The organism is Pseudonocardia lacus (genome assembly GCF_018531445.1).
Classification (GTDB): Bacteria; Actinomycetota; Actinomycetes; order Mycobacteriales; family Pseudonocardiaceae; genus Pseudonocardia; species Pseudonocardia lacus.
The window spans coordinates 1-20063 of record NZ_JAHDTH010000155.1 but is presented as its reverse complement, the minus strand read 5'-3'; the positions used below and the strand labels follow the sequence as shown (position 1 = coordinate 20063).

General features: G+C 70.4%; 11 protein-coding genes and 1 pseudogene. 11 read left to right on the top strand and 1 reads right to left on the bottom strand.

Annotated features, from left to right (window positions below; genetic code table 11):
- Nucleotides 1-191: 191 nt before the first annotated feature.
- The gene (locus KIK08_RS27330) at nt 192-1247 is read right to left on the bottom strand and encodes a hypothetical protein (RefSeq protein WP_214406138.1); all 1056 of its coding nucleotides are present in this window, start codon (nt 1245-1247) and stop codon (nt 192-194) included.
- 185 nt (nt 1248-1432) lie between these two features.
- Between KIK08_RS27330 and KIK08_RS27325 the strand changes: the two genes are divergently transcribed.
- The 11 genes and pseudogenes from KIK08_RS27325 to KIK08_RS27280 all read left to right on the top strand — a co-directional run bounded on the left by KIK08_RS27325 (nt 1433) and on the right by KIK08_RS27280 (nt 19612).
- On the top strand, nt 1433-2773 hold the full coding sequence (locus KIK08_RS27325) for a hypothetical protein (RefSeq protein WP_214406137.1): 1341 nt from the start codon (nt 1433-1435) through the stop codon (nt 2771-2773).
- Between the two features lie 4 nt (nt 2774-2777).
- The gene (locus KIK08_RS27320) at nt 2778-5030 is read left to right on the top strand and encodes a vWA domain-containing protein (protein WP_214406136.1); all 2253 of its coding nucleotides are present in this window, start codon (nt 2778-2780) and stop codon (nt 5028-5030) included.
- Nucleotides 5031-5107: 77 nt separating this feature from the next.
- Complete coding sequence (locus KIK08_RS27315; RefSeq protein ID WP_214406135.1) at nt 5108-7540, top strand: vWA domain-containing protein; 2433 nt, start codon at nt 5108-5110, stop codon at nt 7538-7540.
- 28 nt (nt 7541-7568) lie between these two features.
- On the top strand, nt 7569-10721 hold the full coding sequence (locus tag KIK08_RS27310) for a tubulin-like doman-containing protein (RefSeq protein ID WP_214406134.1): 3153 nt from the start codon (nt 7569-7571) through the stop codon (nt 10719-10721).
- 5 nt (nt 10722-10726) lie between these two features.
- Entirely contained in the window at nt 10727-12940 is a 2214-nt protein-coding gene (locus KIK08_RS27305; RefSeq protein ID WP_214406133.1) for a hypothetical protein, read from the top strand.
- Nucleotides 12937-14007, top strand: a complete 1071-nt coding sequence (locus KIK08_RS27300; RefSeq protein WP_214406132.1) for a protein kinase family protein — start codon at nt 12937-12939, stop codon at nt 14005-14007. Before KIK08_RS27305 ends, KIK08_RS27300 begins: the two co-directional genes overlap by 4 nt.
- 77 nt (nt 14008-14084) lie before the next feature.
- Nucleotides 14085-15077 (top strand): hypothetical protein, encoded by a 993-nt coding sequence (locus tag KIK08_RS27295; protein ID WP_214406131.1) that lies wholly within the window; start codon nt 14085-14087, stop codon nt 15075-15077.
- Between the two features lie 497 nt (nt 15078-15574).
- On the top strand, nt 15575-16987 hold the full coding sequence (locus tag KIK08_RS27290) for a hypothetical protein (protein ID WP_214406130.1): 1413 nt from the start codon (nt 15575-15577) through the stop codon (nt 16985-16987).
- Nucleotides 16984-18990: a hypothetical protein gene (locus KIK08_RS27285; RefSeq protein WP_214406129.1), complete on the top strand. Its 2007-nt coding sequence runs from the start codon at nt 16984-16986 to the stop codon at nt 18988-18990. Before KIK08_RS27290 ends, KIK08_RS27285 begins: the two co-directional genes overlap by 4 nt.
- Nucleotides 18991-19111: 121 nt before the next feature.
- A pseudogene (locus KIK08_RS40360) lies at nt 19112-19344 on the top strand (helix-turn-helix domain-containing protein); the annotation flags it as partial.
- A 76-nt stretch (nt 19345-19420) separates the two neighbouring features.
- Nucleotides 19421-19612 carry a hypothetical protein gene (locus KIK08_RS27280; protein WP_214406128.1) on the top strand — a complete coding sequence of 64 codons (192 nt, stop codon included), beginning with the start codon at nt 19421-19423 and terminating at the stop codon, nt 19610-19612.
- Nucleotides 19613-20063: the final 451 nt, after the last annotated feature.

The window sequence follows — 20063 nt, the reverse complement described above, 5'->3', positions numbered from 1 at the left end:
CCGGCCCGCTCGCTGACCAGCGTCCTGCGCTGGAGCCTCTGGCGCCGCCGCCACCAGTTCCGCGCCCGCCGATGCCACTACCAGCGCCGACAAGAACAAGATCACGATCTACGGCTGTAGTACTAGGTGAGGTGTCCGGTTCCAGGGGCCAAGCTCACCAAGCCGAACGTCACAGCCGGGAGCAGTCGAGGCTAGATCTGAGGTGACGCACTGGTCTCGTCGGGCTTCTGCCCGGATGCGGAGCTGACGAGGTTGGCCGACGCCTGACCGAGCTTGGCCATGAGGTCGGTCATCTCACTGAAGACGCCGACGATCTTCTGCTCGTCGAGCTGCTCGGGCTTGGTGAAGACGCCCCTACCGACCTCGACCCAGAACTCCTCGCCGGCCGTCCCGCCCAGGTTCTTCGCGAACAGGGGCAGAGTCCGCAGGCGCACCGCCGTCTGCTTCGCGTCGAGTGCTGCAGCTCGGTGGTGTCCGCTCTGGCGGCCGAGATACCCCGCGAGCGCGGCGAGCGGCAACGCGACCGCCAGGTGCGACAGCTGCTGCCCCAGACTGAGGTCGAGCTCGGGTCTGAACTGCGACACGCTCAACGCGAAGATAGACACCAAAGACGCGGCGGCGAGCGCCCGGAGCGCCTCGGCGAAACGACGCTCACCCCGTGCGACTTCGTCGAAGTAGTGCCCGAGGTCTTTCAACCCCTGCTCGCGGGCTTCTTTGAGGCCTTGTGCTCGCGCCCGCTCCAAATCACGGACATTGTACCGCTTCTTGATATCCGCCGTGATGCCGTCGGCGACCTGGCGGAACTCGGCGACGTCCAGTGACTCGGCTGCCGCACCCACTCCGAGGTCGAACACCTGGAGCGCCTGAAGGACGTGGCGCCGCATGCGCTCCGCGATCGCGTCGTACTGTTCATCACGATCTCCTTCGTCCTTCCCGGGGAGATCATGCGTGAACTCGTCGGCTGCCTTGACCGCGTCGCTCAGTTCGGTCAGGAAGTCCTGGCCGATGAAGGGGTAGCAGTCCTGGTGCAGGGTCTTCGTCCCCGGAAGCGGATCCAGTAGCTGCTTCAGGAAGCCCAGGAGCTGCGCGAGGTCGGCACGAGCCCCGGTCTCTGCTGCCGAGCGTTTCCTGATGCTACCCCGAGGTGCGTCCAGGCTGTCCATGGACTGGAGTTGGTTGCGCGCTTGCAAAAGGTGCTGCCGGAAGCGATCCGCATCGATGGGATGCGCGTTCGTACCCTCGGACACGATTCTCCCTCGGTGCAGCGCCGACCGCGCAGATCCTGCGCAGGCGTTGTTGGATCCGCCTGTCGCTCTCCATGGTCGAAGCGGCGCGGCGGAACGTTACAGGACCAGTCACGGAAGAGCCACGCCGTGTAACACGCCAGGCTGGCGTACGAGATTGCCCGTACGAACCGGCGGCACGAGAGAAGGTGAGTGAAGACGTGGCGGACGGTGGTCTCGAGCCTTCCGAGGGACTCGACGGCGAGTCCCTTGATCAGATGCGTTTCACCTGCGTTCGCCATCGGTCACCTGAGATCAAGAGCGACTCGCTCGCAGACGAGGCCGCACTGGACTCGTGGACCAGGCGATTGCGTCCGCTGGTCGCGATGCCGACCGCGACGAAGCCCGAACCCCCGTCCGAGTGCTTCTCCTACTTCGTCTTCGACGACGGCACGGCCGCGCTTATCAGGCGGACGCCTGCGCACGAGGAAGCGCGGGTGGTACTCGGTTCGTCCGGTCTGCTGTCCCCGGCGGCCGCGATGAGCCTGCGGGACTCGCAACACTGGCTGGAGCCGCTCCTCCCGAACGGAAAGATGCGTCGTGTCCCACCGGACGAGATCGCTCGGGCCGAGTCCGGCACCAGGTTCCTGGACGCTGCCCAGGACCATGCCGGGTACCTGAGCCGGATCCTGGCGGTGATGCTGGAGCATCCGCAGCGCGACCTGGCGATCGTCCGGCGGACGCACCTGCGTCCGACGACGGTGCTGTGGACACTGCAGGAGGCCGGCCGTCGGCAGCTCGGCGGGGACCGCGTGTGGTCCTTCTCGACCTTCGAACCCGAAGGATTCGGTCGGGGGGCTGCGGAGCCGCGTCCGAAGTTGGAGATCGCCTTCGTGCCCGTCGACGCGCAGGGGCCTGATGACGGACGGCTGCGCGTCGACCCGGTCGCGCAGGACTACCAGCCTACCCGCTTGGCGGACGCCCGGGACCTGGTCCGGCAGGTGCTCTTCGGGGAGACCTCCCCAGTGCACTCTCGCGCGAGCTCGGCCGAGGACGCGGCGAGGAGCCTGCGCAGTGCGCGGACGACCCGTGAGGTGCTGGCGTCGCTCGACCGGCTGGAGGGGTTCACCCGGGGTGACCACCGTCCCGGCGTGCGGCTGGTGCTCGGAGCGCAAGGGCTGGAGGAGACGGTCCACACCCTCGAGAACCGCGTGCGGCAAGAGCTCGTGGCGCGGGTCAGGGACGCCGTGTTCGGGCCTGGCGGCTCCGACCTCCTGGTCGACGCCCACGCCGAGGAGATGGCCGCGGAGATGGTGGGGAAGAGCCACTCGGACACCTTCGCCGTGGCCGTCATCGAGGCGGCGGAGCGTCTCGGCAGGGTGTCCCTTCCGCTGTCGCAGGCGCTGGTCGAGCGCACCACGAATTCGCGTGCGCCGTTCCGGGCACCGGTCCCGACCCGCTGGAGAGCGCTCGTCGTGCTCCTCGTCATGGTGGGGCTCCTGGCGATGACCGGTGCGTTCCTCCTCGGCGGACACCTCCTCCCGCGGTGATTCCATGACCACACAGGATCGAGTCCTCCTCCTGCTGCTGCGGGTCCTGCTCGTCGTCGGCGTCCTCGGATCCTCGAGCGCCACCGCTCCAGGGGCCGTGTCGGAGCATCCGTTCGTGGCCACCGGGGCAGGTTCGAGCGCCGGCTCACCGGTGCTCGAACCGCTGGAAGTCGTCGTGCTCGCCGACGAGTCGAAGAGCCTCGACGACACCGCCGTCGCGGTCGTCCAGGACGCCGCGCGGACCATCATCGCCAGCGTCCTCCCACCGCGCTCGGTGGTCTCCGTCGTCGGCTTCGGCAGCCAGAACGAGCCGGGGCAGACCGCGGCGCAGGCCTACTGCACACGGATCGAGCTCATCAACCAGGTCGGCCGCGAGGAGCTCTCCGACTGCGTACGGAAGATCCACCGGCGCGCTCCGGCGGAGGGAGCGGACACGGACCACCTGATCGCCCTCGGCACCGCCCGCGACCTGCTCGGCGTCCTCCCGGACGCACCGAAGCTGGTCTTCGTCCTGACCGACGGTCGACTCGACGTTCCGGACAGCCCGATCTACGGCTCGCTGAGCACCCCCGATCAGCGCACCGAGGTCGCCCGGGCCGGTATGACGGAGACCCTGCGGAGCCTCGATGAGCTGGGTGTCCAGGTGTGGCCCCTGGGATTCGGCGAGGTCTCGGACGACGACCTCGCCGAGCTAGCGACCGGGAGGGGGTGCTCGTCGACCGGGGATCCCGTCGCGCGAGTGGTGGGCGCGGACCTCCCGCGACTCGTCGAGGTCGTCCGGGACGCCTTCGAAGCGGCCACGTGCGTGCGCTTCAACGACGCCGTTGCCGGCACCGTGGACGGCGTTGGGCCGGTCGAGATCCCGGTCGAGGTGCCGGACATCGCCACCGATGTCGCGGTCGTCGTCCGCAAGGGCCCCGCGGACCTGGTGGTCTCCTACCTCGGGCCGAACGGCGACTCCGTCGACCTCACCGGCGACGACAACGGCCTGCGTTACAACCTGTCCGGCCAGAGCGACCCGACGGAGGTCCTGCACATCGACCGGCCGCGGGGCGGGCGGTGGACCGTCGTCATACGGTCGCCGACCGGAGCGGGTGCGCACGACGTCGTGGTAAACGTGGCGTACCAGGCCGCCTTCAACAGCCGGCTGACCGTCGAGCAGCAGCAACTCGCGGCGGGCGATTCGGTCGACGTGTCGATGTCCGTGCTCGTCGGCGACCAGATCCTGACCGATACGTCGGACCTCGAACACCTCTCGCTCGCCGTCGAACTCGCCGGCGAACAGCCGGCGGTCCGATCTGCCGTCGCGCTCGCCGTCGACGCCAGTGGGATCTACCGCGGACGACTCGAGGTTCCGGCAGAAGCGGTCGGAGAACTCGTCGTCACCGGGAGCGTGTCCGGAATCGGCGTCGCGCCGAACGAGATCGAGCGCACCGTCTCGGTGTTGCCCGAGCCGGCGGTGCTGCGTGGGGCGATCGTGGTCGCCCCGGTTCCCGTTGCGCCCGGCGAGGCGCTGTCCGGGTCGGTGGACACGGTCAACCTGTCGGATCTGGACAAGCAGCTGCGGGTTCGGCTCAAGGATGCGACTGGCGGCCTGAAGGTCGAGCTGGAAGAGAACTGGGTCGAGCCGGATGACGACACCGTGCAGTTCGAGGTGCAGGTTCCCTCGGACAGTCCCGAAGGCTGGTACGCGGTCCAGGTCCGGGTGCTCGACGGTGATGACAGGGCGCTCGTCGAGAAGCAACTGAACATTCTGGTCGAGGAGCCGCCCGGGACGCTGGAGAAGTGGGCTCCGTGGCTCGCTGTGCTAGTTCTACTGCTCGTGCTCGCGTTTTGCGTGTACGCGCTGAGGACGAGGTTGCCGTTGCGGCTCCAAGGCCTTTCGGTGATCGTCCAGAACCGCTCCGGGAAGAGCACCCTCGCCCCACGGCGAAAGTGGAGTCGAATCTTCTGCTTCTACGTCGTCTACGATCCGGATGATGATGACGCGCTGCGCCGCGCGACCGCGTTGTTTATCGTGAAGCGAGCGCTGATGCCCTTCCGATCAGTCGCTGAGGGTCGGTTCTGGGTCGTGTGGCGTAGCCGCGACGGTCTGTCCGTGAGACCGAGGGCCGGCGGCGACGAGGAGTCCACACGCTCGCCGGCAACGAACGCCGTGTACCGGTCACCGCGACCGGAGATCCACGTGACGCTTCGGCACGAACCTCGCGACGAATCCGACCGGATCAGCCTCCCGGACGACGGCGGTCATTCGTGACGCCGGCCGCCGGGTCGACGACACCGCTCAACGACTGGAGAACAGTGCCGAATGGGGAAGAGGTCGGTGTGATCGTCATGAAGAGACAGGCGGGTCGCGCTCGTCCACGTGTCATCGCCGTCGCGGCGGTCGCGGCGGTGATGTCGATCTCCCTGGGAGAGCGCGCCGCGGTGGCCGCGCCGGCCGCGGATCCCGCGACCCTCAAACCGGTCGCCGTGGTCGTGCTCGCCGACGAGTCGGGCAGCCTTCAGTTGAGAGACGTCGCCGCGGAGCGGGATGCCGCCAATGCGATCGCCCAGACGGTCCTCGCGCCGGGGTCCCGGGTGTCGATCGTCGGGTTCGGCAGCGACAACGGGCAGGCGGGGCAGCAGGCCGTCACCACCTACTGCGCGCAGATCCCCTTCGACGGACAGCAGAGCCGTGACCGGGTGGCCGGCTGCGTGGACCAGATCCACCCGCGCACGGAGGTCGAGGGCAACGACACCGACCAGGTCAACGCGCTACGACAGGCGAAGTCCCTCCTCGACGACGGCACGTCCGACCCGAAGATCGTCTTCCTGCTCACCGACGGGCGGCTCGACGTCGGCCGCAGCCCGTCGTTCGGCAAGAACGCCACTCCGGACGAGCGTCAGCGCACGGCCCAGGGCCAGGTGCCGGCCGTGAAGGCCGAACTCGAACGGATCAACGCGCAGGTGTGGCCGCTGGGTTACGGCGACGTCCCGTCCGGTGCGCTCGATGCCTACACCACCGGCGCGAGCTGCTCGCCGCAGGAGCCGAACCCCTCGGCTCAGGTCGTCGCAGGTCCGGCGGACCTGCTGGCGGCCGTGAAGCGGGCCTTCCAATCGGCCACCTGCGTCAAGTTCGGCGACGACGACGGCGGTGACACCCCCCAGGGCGGTGGCCAGCTCGTCCTCACGGTAACGATCCCGCCCATCGCCAGCGATGCCTCGATCCTGGTATTCAAGCGCGACACGTCGTTCACGGTCGCCTACCAAGGCCCCAGCGGACAGCAGGTGACGGGCGGGACCGGGCCTGACGGTGCGCAGTTCGACTTCATCGGCCAGCAGGAGAGCACCGAGTCCCTGCACGTCCTGGAGCCGCAGCCCGGCACGTGGACGATCGTCGTGAGCTCCGGCCCCGGGTCGCCCGCGCAGCGCGTCGACGCCACGGTCGCCTACCAGGCGGCGGTCAACGCCTCGATCGCGCTGGACCCACCGCAGCCCGGAGCGGGTCAGGAGGTGGGCGTCGAGATGTCGGTCCAGGCCCGTAGCCAGACGATCACCGACCCGGCCGACCTCGTACCGCTGACCTTCGTGGCGGACCTGTCCGGGGAGGGGTTCGCCACCCCGCCCCCGGTGACGCTCGAGCCAGCGGGCAACGGCGTGTTCCGAGGGACGATCACCGTCCCCCCGGAGGCGAGTGGAGCACTCGTCTTCACCGGTCGGGTCTCGGGGGTCGGGATCGGCGGCGACACGAGGGTCGCGAACACCCGTGTCGTGCAGGGTGTGCCGACACTGTCCGGGCAGATCACCCTAACGCCGCCCGGAACCGAGGTGGTCGCCGGAGAGGCGGTGAACGGCCAGATCGCGGTGACAAACTCGGGGAGCGCTCCGGCGCGGCTCCTCCTTCGGATGGACGACGCGTCGCCCGGCGTGACCGTGGACGTCGCCGCCGTCGATGCCTCGCCGGGTCCGCAGATCCTCACGCCCTTCCGGCTCGGTATCGCCGTCGACCACCCGGCCGGCCCCGCGCAGGCGACCCTGCGGCTCCTCGACCAGGCCAGTGGGCAGGTCGTGGCGGAGCGGCTGTTCGCCATCGAGGTGCGGCCCGCGCCCACGGTCCTGGAGAGCCTCTGGTGGTTGTGGACCGCACTGGCCGTGCTGCTCGGCCTCGGCGGGTGCGCGCTGCTGCTGTTCCTGGGCCGACGTCGGCGCGCGAGAGCGGTAGGGGGCCTGGCGGCTCAGCTGCACGAGGGGGGGTTCGCCCAGGGGCCCCCGCTGCTCCCGCGCGACCCGCGCTCGGACTCGTTCCGGTTCGCGCTGCGCGAGGACTTCCACGGGACCGCGCTGCAGAACGCCGGTTCTGGTGAGACCGACGCCTGGGTCGTCACGCGGACCAGAGCCGGGATCTCGCTGACCCGGCCGGGCGACCCGCGGGACCCGATCGTCGGTCCGGGGGAGCAGCGCGACATCGGTGGCGGGCTCTCGGTCGTCATCATCGACCAGCGGAACGGACCTTCCGTGGGATCGGTGCCGAGCGGGAACCCGTTCCTCGACGAGAGCAGCGCGCCCGGATCGTTCGGCGCGTCGCCCGCGAACACCGCGGTCCTGCCCAACCCCGGCTACGGAGATCCCGACCAGTTCGCCGATCCGGCGACGGGCGGGCCCGTCGCCCGGCCGGCGCCGACCGGCGAGTTCGACAGCTCCTACGCCGATCCGTTCGACGGTCGGCCCCCCGGCGCATCCGCCCCCCGGCCGAACGACGGCTACGACCCCAACAACCCGTTCTGACGATCCGCTCAGGAAAGGCCATGCCGCGATGGAGATCTACCAGCCGATGCTGTTCGTCGGGCTCGGCGGAACCGGGTGCCGGGTCGGAGCCGAGCTCGAGAAGCGCCTGCGCGAGGAGCTCTGCGGTCCCGACGGCACGTGGCTCGTCGACAAGCTGAAGGGGCAGCCGTTCGAGCTGCCGAGGTGCTTGCAGTTCGTCTACGCCGACCTCAGCGCCTCGGAGCTGACGAAGGTGCGGCGCGAGGTCGTCCCCGGTCGCGAGCACGACGCGGCCGCGCAGAAGACGATGCGCATGATCGCGGATCTGGTGCCGCCGCGGATGTCCAACTCCGCGGACGTCGCGCAGAACCTGCGCCTGCACCTGGACGACTACGAGATCGGCTGGCTGCCGTCGAAGGAGTCCGACCCGCGGGTCGGCCCCCTGGTCCGGGGAGCCGGCCAGCTGCCCACCGTCGGCCGGGCGGTGCTCTTCGAGACGCTGCGTCGTGACCCGCAGACCGCCACTCGCGCACTGGAGCAGGCGCTGGGCGACATCAACGAGTCGGGTGGCGCGCTGCAGGTGATCAGCGGGGGCAACCGGGCGCCGCAGACCGATCCGATCGTCTTCGTGGTGTTCTCGGTGGCCGGCGGCACGGGCAGCGGCATCTTCTACGACTACCTGCACCTGATCGCCAACATCATGCAGCGGGGCAGCAAGCAGGCGGAGATCTACCCGCTGGTGCTGATGCCGTCGTCGTTCGACGCGGGGCAGGGCGGGGGGCGTCCCGCCGAGCTCAACGCGGGCTCGTCCCTCATCGACCTTTTCCGGCTCGTCGACGACCAGAACGCTCAGGCGGCGGACAAGAAGGTCGGCCGGCGCAGCTTCGATGGCGCGGTCTCGGTCCACTACCCGAAGCTGGGCCAGATCGGTATCAACGCCAGCACCATCCAGACCGCCTTCCTCTTCGGCCGCCCGGTCGGCGGCGTGAAACGCGACGACCTGAACCGCTCGATGGTGTCGCTGATGGTCTCCCTGATCGGCGGGAGCCCGACCAACCAGGACGAGGACGACACGCAGCACCAGTCGTTCGCCGACACGTTCATCAACTCCGCGGTGGACCGGCACACGGTCGCCGAGGCCGGGATCGGTCGCCGCAGCGTGACCACGAGCGCCGTGGCCGCATTGACCACGCCGCTGCTCGAGATCACCGACATCATCAGTTCGCGGCTGCTGGCCCGAGCGGTGGCGGCGCTGCAGGAGGTGCCGGGAGCGCTGGAGAGCAACCGCGATCACATCCGCCAGTTCATCAGTCGGTCCAAGCTGGACATGATGCTCTCGGCCGCGCCGGCGGGCCTGCCGGCCGAGGGCAACCCCGTCGGCTTCAACGCGGTCATGGAAGCACTCGCGACCCGTGCCCGGGCGATGTCGGACAACATCGCCGTGGGCCAGCCCCGGCTGAACGAGGCCGTCGCGAAGCAGGCGCTCCAGTTCGATCCGCGCGACGCGTTCTCGGTCGTGCTCGGTGAGGTCGACCTCTTCCGGGCGCGCCGGGTGGCGCTCGGGCACCCGGACATGTCCAACCCCATCGACCGCGGCGGGTTCGCCGCGTTCCTCGAGTCGTGGCGGGTGCCCCCGGACGCGCCGGCACCCCAGTTCATCATCGCGCAGCCCCCGCCGCCGCAGGGGGTGCAGAAGCGGCTCACGACGCGGTTGCGGATGAGCGACGAGGCCGTGCAGAACGCGATGCGCCAGCAGGACATCTGGTACGGCTGGCGGACGCGCCAGCAGTACAACACGGCCTGGAACAACTGCCAACGACAGTGGAAGCAGGTCTGGGAGCTGTTCACGGAGCAGCTGCGAGGCATCAACGACGCGTTCGAAGCGTTCTCGAGGGCAGAGCCGCAGCAGTTCGACGAGCGTTCGAAGGACCTGTACAAGCCCCGGGTCGGGGTGTCCTACCTGCTCCCGCCCGAGGACGGCGGGCTGAGCGGCTTCTACCGCACGGTCCTGGACCGGCTCAAGCTCGACTACAACCAGCAGATCGGCCTGCCCAACCCGCATGAAGGGCACGTCTTGAACGTCCTGCTGGCCGAGGGCGGTCGGGCGGGGTGGCAGAACGCCTACGAGGCAGGCCTGCAGGACGGACCCGACGCCGCCATCGCGGTCGTCCGCCAGGCCATCAAGGAAGCGGTGACCAGGCGCCTGCGACCGGCGTCCGACAGTGGGCGACCCGCGCTGATCCCGCGCATGCGCGACCTACTGACCAACGCGTCCGGTCGGCGGGAGAAGAACGTCACGGAGTCCGACATCGACCGCTTCCGGCAGAAGCTCGCCGAGCTCGTTCCGGGCGGGTTCACACCGGGGGGGACCGGAGGGTTGCGTGCGCTCTTCACCTACCCCGCCGCCCAGCGGGACTCCGACCTCGAGCGGATGCTGAGCCGCGACGTCGCGTTGCCGAGGGACCTCGAAGGTGAGCCGGAGTGGCGGGCGGTCCGCGGCGAGTCCGACTCGATCGTCGTGGTGCTGAACCGCTCGGCGATGGGCGTCACCGAGGTCCCGGAACTGCGCCACGTCGTGCAGACCTGGTCGCAGGCACAACGGCGGCCCCAGGCGCTCGACTCGTTGCCCTGGCGCCGTCGGCTGAGCCAGGACACGAACTACCTGCTCATGAACGTCGAGGACCGCCGCGAGGTGCTCCACCGCATGCTGTGCGCGGCATGGGCCGGGAAACTGGTGGTCGACAGCCCGAACCGCCAGGACAGCGCCTCGCCGTCCGACGTCCACGTGGAGATCGGCGTCTCGAAGGACGCCGTGCAGATGGCCCTCGAGCTCAGCTCGCTCGGGGACATGTCGTCGTGGGCCACGCTGCTCCAGGCGTACGAGTCCTGGATCCTCATCGACGATCGGCACACCCGGCGGGCGTTGGCCAGCCGGTTGATGGGCATGCAGCCGACGGACCCCAACTCACCCCGGCCGCCCGGCCCGGTCTTCCGGACGATCGTCGGCCTAGCCGAGGAGGAGCGGGAGAAGGTCGCAAAGGCGGCGGAGACCCGGGTGCTCGCCGACGACCCGCAGCTCACCCTCTTCCGCGAGTTCTGGGTGGAGCTGCTGCCCGGTGCGCTGGACAAGCCGCTGACGGGCAGCCGCAAGTCGCTGCGCGACCTGCTGGAGCAGCTCGACATCACCGGGTCGGGCTCGTGACGCCCGTGGGCGATGGCACCACCCGGGTCACGAAGGTCGACCTGCGGACCGGCGACCGGCCGCCCGACGTCGCGGGTGGGGTTCTCGTCCTGGACCGGGCCGAGTCCCTGGTCGCGCACACGAGCACCTATGAGGCGCTGGTCAGGGCAAAGCGGGTCAGCGGGGTCATCTGCCTCGTGGTCGGGGAGGACCCACCGGTCTCGACCGGATCCGCCGTCCTATCACTGCCGCACGTCCTCGGCCACGCCACCGTGCTGTGGGTGGGCGACGTGCACGGGGTCGAATGGGCGAGGGGCGCGCAGCGGGTCGTGCCGGTCGAGCCCGACCGGCCCGAGAGCCTCGGCTGGCTCGTCGAGGCGCTGCTCGTGCCCGAGGTCTTCGACCGCGTCCGCGCCGCGTCCGGCGACGTCCACGGTGCGATCGCGAGCCCCGGGGTGCGTGTGGTGAGGGGCGGAGTGTCCGCGGGCGAGCTGGCCGAGGCCCGCTCCGCAGCTGTCGACCTGCTGACAGCGCCGTACTCCCGGCGACCGCCGGGGGACGACGCTCTGACGACCGTCGCACTGGCGGGTGGTGCGGCGGACGTGGTGCCGGCGCCGATCCTCGAGTGCTCGCGCCTCGGCGTGGCGGCGGAGGGCAGCAGTCGGGCTCTCGACCACGTCGACAAGCTCGCCCGCGCCCTCGGCACGTGGTCGGCGGTGATCGGGCGCCGGCGGCCCACACAGGACCTCGGCACCGATGTCATGCTGGCGGGCCGAGCGGCGGAGAACTACCGGCTCGGTCTGGTCAGGCTGCTCGACCGGATGGACGGGCACCTGCTCGTCAAGGACCCACCCCCGGACAAGGTCGTGGAGCTGGGCGTGCCCGCTCCGCTCGAGGCGCGCCACGCCGAGGCCACGGCAGGCCTCCATGACCTCGTGGCGCAGCGCCTGCAGGGTGGAGCCTCGTTGCCGGGCCTGGCCGCGGAGCTGCGGGAGGCGGCCAACCAGGCCGGGCCCCAGGGATGCACCGCCGTTCTGGAGCGCATGAGGGCCACGCCTCCGCTGAGCCTGCCGATGCCGCCGTTCCGCCGGTTCCCGCTGTCGCTGTGGACCATCGTCCTCGCGTTTCTGACCTGCGCTGCGGTCGCGTTCGCGCTCGGTCCGGGAACGGTGGGGCGGATCGGGGCGCTCGTGGTGGCGCTCGGCTGGGCCGGCGCGAGCTGGTTGCTGCTCGCGCGGCGCCCCGACGAGCAGACCGAACACGGTTTCCGGGCTGCTGCCGGGGCGACGGCGCTGCACGGGCTGCCCGGCTTGCTCGGGGCCGGGTCGGGCATCGTGCTCGCCCTGGTCGTGCCCGCGCCGCTGCGGCCCAACCCGCTCACCCTGCAGGTGGTCGTCGTGGTGAGCGTGCTCGTCCTGGTGGTCACCCCGATCCTCTGCTGGCGCTCGGCGGCCCGGAGGTGGTCCCGGGCGCTCACCGCGACCGAGCTGCGCTCGACCGTCGCCCAGCTCTCGTCCGCCGCGGACGAGGTGATCCGGCGGGAGTGGCAGCTCGTCGAGCGCCGGCGCGCGGTGCAGCTTTCGCTCGAGGTCGCCGCCGCGGGTCTGGAGGAGATCGGCAAGGCGCTGCGCCGCGACGGCGACCGCCTGTTCGTGCCCGAGCGACCGGTGCCCGGGGCGACGGAGCCGGTCGGCCTGGCCCGGGCCGTACCACCAGAGCTGCTCGACGTCGTCCGAGCCGATTTGGCCGACATCGCGTTCCGCTCGCTCGCGCAAGTGTGGATCGCCGCCGGATCCGGTCGACGCCCGCCTGGTGGAATCCATGAGCAGGCGCTCGATCGGCTACTCGTCGACTACGCCCGGCACGTCCGGGACGAAGGGCTCATCACCCCCCGGGGCGGTACCTCGCTCGACTCAGGTCCGCGAGACCGGTTGGTCCTGCGCATCTGGTCGGAATCGCCGACGGCCCAGGCCGCGCTGGCCGCGGGCGCCGACGACGTCATGATCCAGCTCTGCACGGATGAGCAGCTCGACTTCCTCAGCTCGGGCACCGCGCCCGTGACCGTCCGCTTCGCACCGCAGCAGGTGCGGCGTGTGCTCGAGTTGCAGGGCGGGCGGTCGGCGCTGCTGGCCGACTCCGGCCTCGTCTGGAGCGCCGGCCATGAGCTGATCGGGGCCGTCCGGCTCCTGCCGATGCGGCTGGACGCCGTCGAATGGGCGCACACCGGAGGTCAGCCGTGACCGACCAGCCGGAGACCCTGACCTACCGGGACGCGCACGGGCGCTTGCACTCGGCGGACTTCCAGTTCGGCGAGATCGTCCCATCACCCGGTGCGGCGCTACCCCTGCGCCGCGTCGTCGACGACCGTGGTCGCCACCTGGTGTGCAAGCACGTGCCGCGTGACCTCGGCGAGCGCAACAGCGGCTTCTACGACGTGCTCGACCGGGAGGTCCGGGCCCTGACGCGACTGGCGCAGCGGTTCGGGCTGCACTACCCGCGCGAGTTGTCGGAGGTCGTCGGGTACAACGTCGACGTCGAGGAGCCGTTCGTGCTGTTGCGGGAGTACCGGGGCCAGCCGGCCGAAGACGCCTACCCCAGCTTCGACGACGACCAGCGCCGACGGTTTCAGATAGGGGTCCTGCGCGCGCTGCAGCACACCGCGTACGTCAACGTCGTGCACGGGGCGATGAGCATGGACAGCCTGCGCTGGGACGGCATCACGGTGCAACTCGTGGACTTCGAGTCGGCAGGCAGGACGCGGGAGCTGCGCCGGCGCGAGGGGACGTTCCCACGACGAGCACCGGAGCAGGCTGCGGGGACCGGTGTGCAGCACCCCGGCGACGACATGTGGGGCGTCGGCATGGTGTTCCGGCAGCTGCGGTTGGGGCCCTTCCTCGGTGACGGGTTCCCCGACCCGGGTCCCGAGCGGATGCGGGCTGAGCTCGCAGGGCTGTTCGCGGAAACGGCCGAGCAGCGCCCGACCGCGGAGCAGATGCTGCTCCGGATCCGAGCCACGAGCTCCATGATCCCGGACGTGGACCCGGACGAGCAGCTGAAGCCGGGCCGGCAGGCCTTCGAGATCGCGAGTGCGCGCAAACGGGGGGACGTCGAACCGGGCGCGCCGAGCATCGCCACCGCCGTGGCGGGATCGGATCATTCGAACCACCGCGACGCCGCGACGTCCGCCGATCCCCGGACGGTACCGAGCCCCATGATCGGGGAGCGTTCTCCCGTGCTGCGGTACGCGATCGCGAGCGTCGTGGTCCTGACGGTGGTCCTCGTCGTCTTCTTCCTGGTGACGCAGTGAGCACCGCATTCGCCGGACCCCGCGCCGTGCGCTGCCCCACCTGTGCAGACCAGTTTCCGTGGATCGACCAGGGCACCGTGTCGGTCTACGACGAGACCCGCACCGCCTACGACGAGGTCGACGTTAACGGCCTGGAACCGGTGAAGCGGGCGGACCTGCTGCGCAGGGGTTACCGGCGGTGCCCCAACCCGTCGGCGGACATGCCGGAGCACTACCTGCCGGCGACGTGGGGCGACTACGCCGATCCGCTGGCGATCGGTCTGGTCGGCCTGACCAGCTCCGGGAAGACGCACCTGCTGACCGCGATGATCCGGGAGGCGCACCGCGGCGGTCTGCTGCCCTACGGCGTCCAGGTACGCCCCCTGGACTTCGTGCGTCACAACTCGTTCAAGCAGACGTTCATCGGCCCCTTCGAACGTGGTGTCGAACTGCCCGGCACCGGGTCCGACGTCGTCGACGCCGCCGACATCCTGCTGCTGAGAGCCGGAGGACAGGTCCGCCCATTGATGTTCTTCGACGTCAACGGCGAGGACCTGAAGAACTACGACGTGCGCAGCCGCGCCGGCCGGTTCGTGCTCTCGGTCAACGCCGCGATATTCGTCCACGGTGCCGAGGAGGTGCGCAACGACGCGGGATCAGGGGAGAACCCCACGTTCGAGCTGTCCATCGAGCGGATCCTCAACCGCCCAATGCTCTCCGACATCCCCGTCTCCATCGCCCTCACCAAGGCCGATCGTCTGCGCTACGTGCCACCGGCCGACCGTTGGTTGCGCCGGGCGGAGCCCAACTTCGCCTGGCGGGACGTCCGCGCGGAAAGTCGAGACGTCTACGCGTACCTGTACCGCAGCGGGGCGATCGCCTCGCTCGCGCCGTACGAGTCCTTCTCCCGGTGTTCCCTGCACTTCGTATCAGCCAGCGGTGGGGACGCGGTCCACGCCGAACGCGGCCGGTCCTCCGGCGTCTTCCCACGCGGCATCCGGCCCCTGCGGGTGCTCGACCCGCTGATCTCCCTGCTCTCCATGACCGGTTTCCTCCGCGTCCCCGAGGCCGAGCGGATGGGGCGATGGTGACCGCGGGCGCGTCGGGAGACGTCGTGCACCGGATCGTGATCGACACCGGGCAGCCGACGGGTTCGTCGGTCCTGGCCAGCTCCCTCGACAGCAAGGCGGAGGAGGGCTTCTGGCTCGCCGCGCTGCGCGACCGCGCGCCGTACCCGCAGGCGCCGGGACTGCCCCGGCCGCAGCGGTCGCTGACCTTCGTCCAACTGCGCACCGGCGGGTCGGCGCTCCTGCGCCGCGTCGCGGACCGGCCGGCCGTGGCGCTGGTGGCCCGGGGCCGCCTGCTGAACACCGAGCTGGCGCTGGGCCTCGCTTCGTGGCCCGGGTGGGACGGTGCGCCTGACGCACCGGTCGCCGAGTCGGTCCTGCAGAGCCACGTCGAGGCGGCCGTGAAGGGCCTGCGCGAACGGGCGAGGGCGGCGCGCTCCTCCCTCGTCACGGTCCTGTCCGCGTTGCTCGGGAGGTGGACCTCGCCGCTGACGATCGTGGGGTGCTCGGACGATGACCGGGTGGCGATCATCTGGGCCCTGCGAGAGGCGGGGCGTCGCGAGCGAGAGCGCCGGGCGATGCGGCAGTGGTCGTTCTCGACCTACGAGTTGAGCGACACCGATCCGGTGGGGGCGCTGGCCTTCGAGGTCGTGTTCCTGCCCGCCAAGCCGGACTCCGACGGTGGCAGGCGCGTGGTGGACCTGTCGCCGTTCGCACGGCAGGACCGGGTCGGTCCCAAGGTGGCGGCGCGCGCCGAGGCTCTGCTCGACTGGTTGCTCGGTGCGGCGCCGGCCGGATCTGATTCTGATGCAGCCGAAGGCAGGTTGGCCGGTTGGTCGCCTGCGCTGAACCCGGAGCCACCCCCGGTGGAGAGCACCCAGCGCCGGTTCGTGCGGGCGGTGCGCTGCCCGACCTGCGCCGACGAGTTCGACTGGTTCGAGGACGGCACCGTCTTCCTGTTCGACGAGACGACGAGCCGGTACGAGTCCGCCGGCATCGGCTCGTGGGAGCCGGTCAAGCAGGCCGACGCGCGCCGCCGCGGCTACCGGCGCTGCCCGAACCCTTCGGCGGACACCCCTGAGCACTACCTGCCCGCCACCTACGCGGACTACGAGGATCCGCTGGTCATCGGACTCGTCGGGATGTCGCTGTCCGGCAAGACCCACCTGCTGACCGCGATGCTGAGGGAGGTGTACCGGGGCGGTCTGCAGCCTTTCGGGCTGCGCCACGCGGCTCTGGACTTCCGCCGGCACCAGGCTTTCCGGAGAGGCTTCATCGAGCGCCTGGAACGCGGTGAGGCGCTGCCCGGCACGGGCTCGGAGGTCGTCGACGCCATGGACGCCGTGATCCTGCGAGGGCCGGGTGGCCCTCGGCCGATCACCTTCTTCGACGTCGCGGGCGAGGACCTGGTGCGCCACGATGTGCACGGGAAGGCCGCACGGTTCCTGCTGGCCGTCAACGCAGTGATCTTCGTCCATGCGCCGGAGGACCGTCCCACTCGCGGCGGGTTCGGGGAGAACGAAGCCTTCGACCTCGCGGTGGAGCGCATCGTGGCGGCCCGCGGAGGTGCGCCGGTCGCCGCCGCGATCGCGCTGACCAAGTCCGACCGGCTGCGGTACGTGCCACCTGCCGATCGCTGGTTGCGCAAGGAGCAGTCGCACCTCAGCGCGACGGACATGCGCGCCGAGAGCCGGGACGTCTTCGCCTACCTGCACCACTCGGGGACGACTGCCGCGCTGAACCCGTTCCCCGAGTTTCCCCGATGCACCCTGCACTTCGTCTCGGCCAGTGGGCGCGACGCGAGCTCCGCGGGTGCGTCCTCCCGGTTCGCGGGCGGGATCCGTCCCGCTCGCGTCCTGCAACCACTGATCGCGATTCTCGCCATGACCGGTGTGCTCACCGGTCCCGAAGCTGAGAAGGTCGGAGCCCCGTGACCACGAACGAGCACGACGCCGTCCTCGACCAGATCTACTTCCGGTACGACTACACCGCTGAAGGGTTGAGTGTGGGCGCGAGCTCGTTCCCGCGGCCCGAGCAGGAGAAGTGGTGGCTGGCGAGCCTGAAGAACCGCTTGCGGTTGCAACCCGCCCAGGACGGCAGCATCCCGAACGACTCGCTGTCGTACCTGGTCCTCGAGGAGCACGCCGCAGTCATGTGGCGGTACTCCAGCGGCCCGACCGCTGGGCGCAACGATTCCCGAGCCGTGGTTGGCCCGGCTGCACTGTTCACGCCCGACCTGGCGATCGACATGCGGTCGTGGGCGGGCTGGAGCGCGCAGCCGCTGAGCGACGGCCCACTGGCGAGGGTCCCGATCGCGGAGTTGCCGTCGGCCGACGAGCGGGCGAGGTTCGAAGCCGACGCCGGCATCGTCGTTCAGCAGGAGGCGGCGGCGGTGCTGGCGCGGATGCTGGCCGAACCGGATCGACCGGTGAGCGTGTGGGGCCACCGAACGGACGCGGTGGTGCTGGTCTGGGCTATCCGGGAGGCGGGGGAAGCGGCACTGCGGCGCCGCGGTGGGACTCCTCTGTGGACGTTCTCGACGTGGGAGGTCCGCCACGACAACGGGGTGACCGGGCTCCCCGAGGTCGTCTTCCTTCCGGAGCAGCAGCTCTCCGCCGGAGCGTCGGTGCATCGGGTGCAGGTCGACCTCACTCTCGCGCTCGGATCGGGCGAGGCAGCTCCGGACGAGGACTACGCGCGGCGCCTGGTCGCCCACCGATTTGCCGGTGGTCCGCGACCGGTCGATCCGCGGGCGCGTCAGCACCGGCACGCCGTGCGGGGAGGCGAGGTGCGTGACTTCCACAACCGTCCGACCGAGCAGATCGTGCCGGGTGCCGTCGTGCCGCCGGGCGCCGCCACCAACCGTCCCCTCACCTCGACCGCGGGCGGCCCGACCGGGATGCATGCGCCGGTGGGCGGTGGTGGCCGAGTGCCGACGGACGGTCCTGCGACGATCGGCGGACGCCAGCCGGGCACGGGCTGGCCGTCGGACTCTCCGGTGGAGAAGGCGGTCCAGCACCTCGTCGGCGCCAGGACCAGTGACAAGTTCTTCGTGCTGCTGGCCGAGGTCGGGCGTTCGGCTCGGGACGGCTCGTCCCGAGGGCGGGTTCGCGCTCAGATCGAAGCGCTGGGCGGGTGGGAGAGGCTCGCCGACAACATCGACGGTCGCTTCCGCGACGAGTGCTACGCCAGCCTCATCGACGCCACCTTTGGGCCCCACGCTGCCGATGCCGTGGACTACCCGGCTCAGGCGGGGAGGGACGCTGCGGCGCTGATCAGCAGCACCCAGTACCCCCTGCTCGCACGCCGGCTTACGGAGAGCATCCGAGGCGCCGCCGCGGCTCGGTCCGCGGAGGTGCCGACTGCGGTGACCCAAGCGGTCGTCGAGCGATTCGCCCAGTCGGATGATCCCCCGCACGCTGCAGGCGTCGTGCAGCGCCTGAAGCAGGCTCGTCACGTGCTGGCCCGGGGCAGGATCCGGCGGCTCGTGGCTGGTGCCGTCGTGCTAGCCGCGCTCGCCTTCCTCGCCGGTGGGCTGCTCTGGGGACGGGTCAACGGGAACGCCGACATCGCCGGCAGGCTGGCAGCGCTGCAGGGCTCCGTGGACGCACTAGGCGGTGCCGGCACCGGTTCCCCCGCGGCCACGACGACGGAGGTGCCGACGTTGCCCCCCTTCCCGTGGGGCGCCACGCTGGCGGTGCCCGAGGGGCAGCTGGTCGCCGTGTTCGTCAAGGCCGAGAACACCCAGTACCTGGGCGCGATCTGCGCGGGCGACATGAAGCCCGTCACCGAGCGCAGTAGCGTGACCTGTCCGGACCCGCGCAACGGAGGGGGCGGGGCGACGACCGCAGTAATCGCGATCGTCGCTGACCCAGCGGTCGTCGCCCAACCGCAGGCGCAGGTACCGGGACAGGTCGTGTTCCAACTCCCGAGCTAGTGAGCTCTTTCCAACCTGCTGAGGCGCCGTACCCGTGTCACCTGGGCACCTGTAGACATGAGTGAAGCCCCTGGTAGACGAGTGATTGCTGAGATCAACTCGCTGCCCACCAGGAGCTTCGGTGCCTTCCTGCCCTGCGGGGTTGTCCGTGTCCAACCACGCCCTCAACCGGCTGGCCACCGCGCTGCGGCACAGCCGCAACCAGCTGGGCACCCGCTGGCGACGGCTCACCGTCGGCCGCCAGGCCCTGCTGGTGATCGCGCACCTACGAAAGGCGAGACCTACACCGACCTCGCTACCGGGTTCGGGATCGGCACGACCACCGCGTTCCGCTACATCCGCGAAGCCCTCGACGCCCGCGGCTGACCCGCCGCGGCTGCTGGATCGACCACGACGCAGCTGCCCATCATCGAGGGGCACTCTGATCCGGTTGCAGGTCGATCACCTACCCGGTGACCGCGACCCGAAGCCGGTCTGGCTCTGGACCTCAACCACCACCACCGCTGCCGCTGACGTCGACCGGTTCTGGCAGGTGTTCCTGCGCCGGTTCGACATCGAACACACCTTCCGCCTGCTCAAGCAGACCCTCGGCTGGACCACCCCGAAGCCCGCACCCCTGTAGCCGCCGACCGCTGGACCTGGCTGGTGATCGCCGCGCACACCCAACTACGCCTGGCCCGCCCCCTCGCCGCGGACCTCCGCCGGCCCTGGGAACGACCCGCCCCTCCCGGCCGGCTCACACCAGCCCGGGTCCGGCGCGGCTTTCGGAACATCCGCCCGAGAACCGCCCAGCCCGCCCACGCACCCAAACCCACCGGACCCGGCCCAGGCCGCCCGCTGGGCTCCCGCAACCACCGGCCCGCACCCAGTCACGACGTCGGAAAACGGTCAAACGCGACCGCAGCATCACCGCCCGCCAGCAGCGCAGGGGTTAAAGTTCAAGCTAAGCTTGATCTTTAACCTCGTGGGTCCCGGCGCTGCGCTCAGGTGACCCCGGGTGATCATGGGAGCAGCCCCTGGTTGATCATGCTTCTGACGAAGGAAGAAGATCAACACAAGGGCTGCGGTGGATA